We start from the raw sequence: 7020 nt of genomic DNA on the forward strand, positions 1-7020 counted from the left end.
TTCACTCGGTGCCGCCGGGGAAGGCCTCGGTCACCGGCCAGGCGCCCAGCTGCTGACGCCAGCGCGCCGCCATCAGCGCGCTCTGGGTCAGCGCGGTGAGCGCGAATGTGCGATCCTGCTCGGCGGTGTCTCCCCCCGAGGCCTGTTCCAGCACCGCCCGCCATGCCACCGCGCAGTCACTCTCCATGCGTACGGCCAGCTTGCCGGCGCCGATCGGACCGGTGACCGGAAACGGCAACTGATAGCCGGCCGCCGGCAGCGGTGCGGTGATCGATCGCTCCTTGAGGATCGACATCGCCGCCTCCCTGCGGTCGCGGTGCTGGGCCACCGCCTGGGACACCAACTCGTTGTCCTCCGGCATCACGTGCGCGGACACCACGCCGTAGCCGTAGATTGCCGCGTGCTCGGTGGCCACCGCGTCGAACAGCGCCGCCGGTTCTGCACCCTCGGGGCGGTTCGGATCCGGGGTCGGGGTCGGGTTCGGGTTCGGTGATGTCATCGGTGTCGCTCCACGGATACGAAGCCGATTGCCACCGAGGTCGCGCAGGCCGCGGCGATCGAGCCCATCAGGCCGGCCCGATACCCGGAGAGGGTCGGGGTCAGTTTGGCCGCACTGTCGGCCGACTCGCGCAGCGCCGCGGCCACGTCGTCGACGCGCGGCGGCGGAGTGGGTGTGGCCGGGGCGGTCGAGGTGGTTGTCGCGGGTGACTCGGGGATCGGTGTACCCGCTGCCCGGGCCAGTTCCTCGATGAGCGCACCGGCGTGGCGGGCACGTTCGGCCGCGATCACCGTCAGCGCGGGGACCACCGGTGGCGGGGCGGCCTTGGCCGCCGCGGCGGCCAGGTCGCTGTCGCGGCGGGCGGCCGCCAGTTGGGCCTCAAGGGGATCGGGCTCGGGCGGGCCGCTGTGTCCGCAGGCCGCGGCCGCGGTGCCCAGCAGCGCCAGCGCGAGCAGCCCGCGACCACCGCCGGTGAGCACCCTCCGACGGCTCAGGGGCGCGGGCCGGCTGCCCGCACCCGGGTCCGCAAAAGCGTCAAGCACGCCCACATCCTGCCATTGCGGTCGCTGTTACAGGCGTATCGTGGGCGTGACGCAGCTGGTTTTCGCACGCTGCCGGACCGAAACAACTCAAGATGAGGAGCTACCCGTGACTGATCGACCCGCGGGTTCTCCGGGGGGTTTACCTTCGCCGGAGCAGGTGACCCGGCTACTCGCCGCTGAGTTCGCGCTCGCCGGATATGAGATCGAGAACGTCACGGTCGACAGCCGCACCCAACCGCCGCGCATCGTCGTCGTCGCCGACGGTGACACCCCGCCCGACCTTGAGGCCGTCGCCGAACTGTCGCGTTCGGCCTCGGAGCGACTCGACGCTCTCGAGACCGGTGCCGCCACCTACGTTCTGGAAGTCACCTCACCCGGGGTGGATCGTCCGCTGACCGAGGAGAAGCACTTCCGTCGCGCGCGAGGACGCAAGGTGGAGTTCGAACTCGTCGATGCCGAGACGGTTTCCGGCCGACTCGGGGTGATCGTTGACGGAGTCGCCGACCTGATAGTGCGGGAACGCAGCCGCTTGACCGTCCGCAAGGTTGCGCTCTCGGATATTCGCAAAGCCGTTGTCCAGGTGGAATTCTCCGCGCCGAGTGCTCAAGAGCTCGAACTCGCCGGAGGACCGTCACCGACAACACGAACGGAGGCACACGGATGAACATCGACATGGGTGCACTGCACGCGATCGAGGTCGACCGGGGGATCTCGGTCGACGAACTGCTGGAGACCATCAAGTCAGCCCTGCTGACGGCCTACCGGCACACCGAGGGGCACCAGCCCGACGCCAGGATCGAGATCGACCGCAAGAGCGGCGAAGTGCAGGTGATGGCTCGCGAGACCGACGCCGACGGCAATCTGATCAGCGAATGGGACGACACCCCCGAGGGCTTCGGCCGGGTGGCCGCGACGACCGCCCGCCAGGTGATGCTGCAGCGTTTCCGCGACGCCGAGAACGAGCGGGTCTACGGCGAGTTCTCCGCCCGCGAGGGCGACATCGTCGCCGGGATGGTTCAGAAGGACGCGCGCGAGAACGCCCGCGGCAACGTCGTGGTGCGGATCGGCAGCGAGGCCAAGGGCTCGGAGGGCACCATCCGGCCCGCCGAGCAGGTGCCCGGGGAGAACTACGCACACGGTGAGCGGCTGCGCTGCTACGTCGTCGGGGTCACCCGGGGAACCCGGGAGCCGCGGATCGAGCTCTCGCGCACCCACCCAAACCTGGTTCGCAAGCTCTTCTCACTGGAGGTCCCCGAGATCGCCGACGGCTCGGTGGAGATCGTCGCGGTGGCCCGGGAGGCCGGACACCGGTCCAAAATCGCAGTGCGATCCAAGGTCTCCGGGCTCAACGCCAAGGGCGCCTGCATCGGTCCGATGGGCCAACGGGTGCGCAACGTGATGAGCGAGCTGGCCGGCGAGAAGATCGACATCATCGACTACGACGAGGATCCGGCCCGTTTCGTGGGCAATGCGCTGTCCCCGTCCAAGGTGGTCTCGGTTCAGGTCATCGACGCCGCCACCCGGGCGGCACGGGTGATCGTTCCGGACTTCCAGCTGTCCCTGGCGATCGGCAAGGAAGGTCAGAACGCCCGGCTGGCGGCCCGGCTGACCGGGTGGCGGATCGATATCCGCAGCGATGCCGCCGAGCCCGAGTCGGCCCTCAGCGACTCCGGTAGCTGACCGGCGCCGGGCCGGCCGCGCGGGCGACACCCCCGATCTGCACCGGAAGCGGCACCGGTGGGGTGTCCCAGCCCGGCGTCATCTCGTAGGCGCCGAACAGCCGCGTTGCGGTCATCGCCATGGCGGCAAGTGCGAACGGTTGTGCCGGGCAACTGTGCCTGCCATGTCCGAACGCCGTGACCAACTGCACCGACGCCAGATCCGACGGTTCGACCAGACGGTGACGGTTCCAGCGTCGCGGATCCCAGCGCGCCAGACCCGGTCCGGCACTGGTGTTGGTCAGCGGCAGCAGGGTGGCGATGGTGATTCCCGGCGCGACGCGATAACGCGAGTCCCCGACGTCGAAGTCGAGTTCGGCCAGCACGTAGCGCCCCATGATCGACCGTTGCGCGAGCCGGGTCGATTCCAGCGCGCACTGCTCGGCCACCGCAACCTCACCGGCCGCCACCTCGTCGCGTTCGGTGGGGTGCGCCATCAGGTCCACGAGCACCCAACCGAGAGCGGCCGCGAGATTCGACATCGACGCGATGTGAATGAGCGCGATATCGAGTGCCGCGCCCCGGCGGCGCTCGGCGGCGGGCTCGGCCGCCCATTCGCCGGCGATACGGGCGAACAGCGGATGGTCGGCGGTCGGGGCGTCGAGCATCTCGTCGACCACCGGGCCGATCACCTCGACGATCTCCTCGAGTGCGGCACGCTCGGCGGCCTTACCGCCGGCGGCCACCGCGGCCATCGCATCGGGATGAACGAACGCCTCCGACCCGTCGAGATCGTCGAGTGCGGCCACCAGGCGCTCGAAACGGGGGCCGTCGGCGCAGCCCGGCCCGGCCCAGGAGGCCAGCCCCATCCGGTGTGCGAGCCGGCGGGTCAGGCCGAACACCTCGGCGCGGCCCTGATCGCCGAGTTCACGCTCGGCGACGTCGAGCGCGCGGGACAGGTTGGCCAGATACGAGGCGACGTCGTCGCGCCGGAATAACCCGGACGGCAGCGTGCGGCGGCCCAGGAAGATCTCATCGGGCAGCTTGCGGCGCAGCATCCGGAAATCGGCCAGGCCCTTGCTGGCGAACTCCTCGGGCAGGGCGTAGAACGACTCGACCCCGCGCGCGGAGAATGTGAAAAGGTAGCGGTCCTCGCCGCTGTCGACGACGAAGGTGTCCCCGAGTTCCGCCCGCGCGGCGGCCAGGACCGCAATCGGGTCGGCCACCGCGACATCCCAGGGCAGCCCGATACCGCCGGCCAGCGGCGGCATCGGCACAATCGTCGGATGTGCCGTGGGGGACGGGGCCATATCGGAAGCGTGCCAGGTTTGCCCTGGCTGCGGGGTGATCCGGGTCGCCGGTTGGCCCCCGGGCGCCGCCGGACGGGCGTGGTTCTGAACTCAGCTGCGGTAACGGTAGAGTGAACCGTGATCCAGCGCGAGAATCCGGCCGCTGTGACGCCCACCGGAGGTCCGGTTCGGACGTGTATCGGTTGCCGGAAGCGAGAGTTGGCTGTCGAACTGCTCCGGGTGGTAGCCGTGGCGACGGGAAACGGTCAGAGTGCCGTCACCGTCGACACATCAGGTTCCCGCCCGGGCCGGGGTGCCTGGCTGCACCCCGTTGATCAGTGCCTTGCGGCAGCGATCCGGCGGCACGCCTTCGTTCGAGCGTTGCGCATCACCGGTTCACCGGAAATATCCGGGGTGGACGAGCATTTCGCGATGCTCGCCCGCTCGGCAAGAGAAACAGGTAGCGAAAAGACATGAGCACACCGTGAAGTCCCGATGACCATGCGTCATAGCTAAACCCGAGGCGCGGCCCACCCACCGCTGTCGCCTCTAGAGATGGAGATGTAGTGGCAGGCAAGGCCCGCGTACACGAGTTGGCTAAGGAACTCGGTGTTACCAGCAAGGAAGTTCTCGCTCGCCTGAGTGAACAGGGCGAGTTCGTCAAGTCAGCGTCGTCAACCGTGGAAGCGCCGGTTGCGCGCCGGTTGCGCGAATCCTTCGGCGGCGGAAAAGCCCCCGAACAAACTCCCGAGAAGGCTCCGGCGAAGAAGCCGGCCGCGAAGGCTGCCACCCCGGCCGCCCCGGTTCCGGCCGCACCCGCCCCGGCGGCCCCGGTCCCAGCTGCCCCGGCACCGGCCGCACCCGTGGCGCCGGCACCGGTACCGGCTCCCGCCCAGGCTGCTGCGGCGCCGGCGGCACCGACAGCGCCCGGCCCGCGTCCCGGTCCGGGAGCGCCCAAGCCCGGACTCCCGCGCCCGCCGCGGGTCGGCAACAACCCGTTCTCCTCGGCGGTGCCGGTCGAGCGTCCCGTGGCCAGGCCGGCAGGCCCGGCGGGTCCGGGTGCTCCCCGGCCCGGTCCCGGCGGTATGCCGCCGCGGCCGGCCGCGCGCCCCGGTGGCGCCACACCCGGCAATATGCCGCCTCGTCCTCCCGGTGCCCGACCGGGTGCGCCCGGTCGTCCCGGTGCCCCCCGTCCCGGTGGCGGAGGCCGCCCGGCTCCGGGCCAGGGTGCTCGCCCCGGCGGCGGCGGTGGTGGTAACTACCGCACCGGTGGACCCGGTGGCGGCGCCGGTGGTGGCGCGCCCGCTGGTGCAGGCGCCGGCGGATTCCGGGGTCGTCCCGGTGGCGGCGGACCCGGCGGTGGTGGTGGCCGTCCCGGTCAGCGCGGTGGCGCGGCGGGCGCATTCGGCCGTCCCGGTGGTGCGGTCCGTCGTGGCCGCAAGTCCAAGCGGGCCAAACGCGCCGAGTACGAGAACATGCAGGCCCCGGTCGTCGGTGGCGTGCGCCTTCCGCATGGCAACGGCGAGACCATCCGGTTGGCCCGCGGCGCGTCGCTGAGCGATTTCGCCGAGAAGATCGACGCCAACCCGGCGGCCCTGGTGCAGGCGCTGTTCAACCTCGGCGAGATGGTGACCGCCACCCAGTCGGTCTCCGACGACACCCTGGAACTGCTGGGCGGCGAGATGAACTACGTCGTCCAGGTGGTCTCCCCGGAGGATGAGGACCGCGAGCTGCTGGAGTCCTTCGACCTGACCTACGGCGAGGACGAGGGCGGTGAGGAGGATCTGGTGATCCGCCCGCCGGTCGTCACCGTCATGGGCCACGTCGACCACGGCAAGACCCGACTGCTGGACACCATTCGCAAGGCCAACGTCCGCGAGGGCGAGGCCGGCGGTATCACCCAGCACATCGGTGCCTATCAGGTGGCTGTCGAGCATGACGGCGTCGAGCGTCTGATCACCTTCATCGACACCCCGGGCCACGAGGCGTTCACCGCAATGCGTGCCCGCGGCGCGAAGGCCACCGATATCGCGATCCTGGTGGTTGCCGCCGACGACGGCGTCATGCCGCAGACGGTCGAGGCCATCAACCACGCGCAGGCCGCTGATGTGCCGATCGTGGTGGCGGTCAACAAGATCGACAAGGAAGGCGCTGACCCGGCAAAGATCCGGGCTCAGCTCACCGAGTACGGACTGGTCGCCGAGGACTTCGGTGGCGACACCATGTTCGTCGACATCTCGGCCAAGGCCGGCACCAATATCCAGGCCTTGGAGGAGGCGGTGCTCTTGACCGCCGACGCCTCGCTGGATCTGCGGGCCAACCCGGATATGGAAGCCCAGGGCGTGGCGATCGAGGCTCACCTCGACCGTGGCCGCGGTCCGGTCGCCACCGTGCTGATCACCCGCGGAACGCTGCGGGTGGGCGACTCGATCGTCGCCGGCGACGCCTACGGCCGAGTGCGTCGCATGGTCGACGAGCACGGCGAGGACGTCACCGAGGCGCTGCCGTCGCGGCCGGTGCAGGTCATCGGTTTCACCTCGGTGCCCGGTGCAGGCGACAACCTCCTCGTCGTCGACGAGGATCGCATCGCCCGCCAGATCGCCGACCGGCGCAGCGCCCGCAAGCGCAATGCCATGGCGGCGCGTGCCCGCAAGCGGATCAGCCTGGAGGACCTGGAGTCGGCACTCAAGGAGACCAGTCAGCTCAACCTGATCCTCAAGGGCGACAACTCCGGCACCGTCGAAGCGCTCGAGGAGGCCCTGCTGGGCATCGCGATCGACGACGAGGTGGAGTTGCGGGTCATCGACCGCGGTGTCGGTGGCATCACCGAGACCAACGTCAACCTGGCTTCGGCATCGGATGCCATCATCATCGGCTTCAACGTGCGCGCCGAGGGCAAGGCCACCGAACTGGCGAACCGCGAGGGTGTGGAGATCCGCTACTACTCGGTGATCTACCAGGCGATCGACGAGATCGAGAAGGCCCTCAAGGGCATGCTCAAGCCGATCTACGAGGAGAAGGAACTCGGCCGC

7 protein-coding genes are annotated in these 7020 nt (G+C 70.0%); 4 read left to right on the forward strand and 3 right to left on the reverse strand.

Going from position 1 to position 7020, the window contains the following annotated elements:
• Position 1: 1 nt before the first annotated feature.
• Positions 2-499: a ferritin-like domain-containing protein gene (locus tag ACR2JI_RS00110; protein WP_526386740.1), complete on the reverse strand. Its 498-nt coding sequence runs from the start codon at positions 497-499 to the stop codon at positions 2-4.
• The gene (locus tag ACR2JI_RS00115; RefSeq protein ID WP_526386742.1) at positions 496-1041 is read right to left on the reverse strand and encodes a hypothetical protein; all 546 of its coding nucleotides are present in this window, start codon (positions 1039-1041) and stop codon (positions 496-498) included. The genes ACR2JI_RS00110 and ACR2JI_RS00115 overlap by 4 nt, the downstream gene beginning before the upstream one ends.
• Before the next feature lie 106 nt (positions 1042-1147).
• Here ACR2JI_RS00115 and rimP point away from each other — a divergent pair, with 106 nt between their 5' ends.
• Together rimP and nusA are read left to right on the forward strand one after the other, a co-directional pair.
• The gene (gene rimP, locus ACR2JI_RS00120) at positions 1148-1705 is read left to right on the forward strand and encodes a ribosome maturation factor RimP (RefSeq protein WP_526386744.1); all 558 of its coding nucleotides are present in this window, start codon (positions 1148-1150) and stop codon (positions 1703-1705) included.
• Positions 1702-2721 carry a transcription termination factor NusA gene (gene nusA / locus ACR2JI_RS00125; RefSeq protein WP_526386746.1) on the forward strand — a complete coding sequence of 340 codons (1020 nt, stop codon included), beginning with the start codon at positions 1702-1704 and terminating at the stop codon, positions 2719-2721. Before rimP ends, nusA begins: the two co-directional genes overlap by 4 nt.
• Here the strand turns inward: nusA and ACR2JI_RS00130 are convergent.
• Positions 2702-4009 carry a cytochrome P450 gene (locus ACR2JI_RS00130; protein WP_526386748.1) on the reverse strand — a complete coding sequence of 436 codons (1308 nt, stop codon included), beginning with the start codon at positions 4007-4009 and terminating at the stop codon, positions 2702-2704. The two genes, nusA and ACR2JI_RS00130, sit on opposite strands and share 20 nt — an antisense overlap.
• A 228-nt stretch (positions 4010-4237) precedes the next feature.
• On the opposite strand from ACR2JI_RS00130, the gene ACR2JI_RS00135 reads away from it, so the two are divergent.
• Positions 4238-4465 (forward strand): DUF448 domain-containing protein, encoded by a 228-nt coding sequence (locus tag ACR2JI_RS00135; RefSeq protein WP_526386756.1) that lies wholly within the window; start codon positions 4238-4240, stop codon positions 4463-4465.
• A gap of 89 nt (positions 4466-4554) precedes the next feature.
• Positions 4555-7020, forward strand: a 2466-nt coding sequence (gene infB / locus ACR2JI_RS00140) for a translation initiation factor IF-2 (protein ID WP_526386750.1), incomplete at its 3' end; no start/stop codon positions are given.

The sequence above is a fragment of the Mycobacterium sp. genome, assembly GCF_051006775.1.
GTDB lineage: Bacteria > Actinomycetota > Actinomycetes > Mycobacteriales > Mycobacteriaceae > Mycobacterium.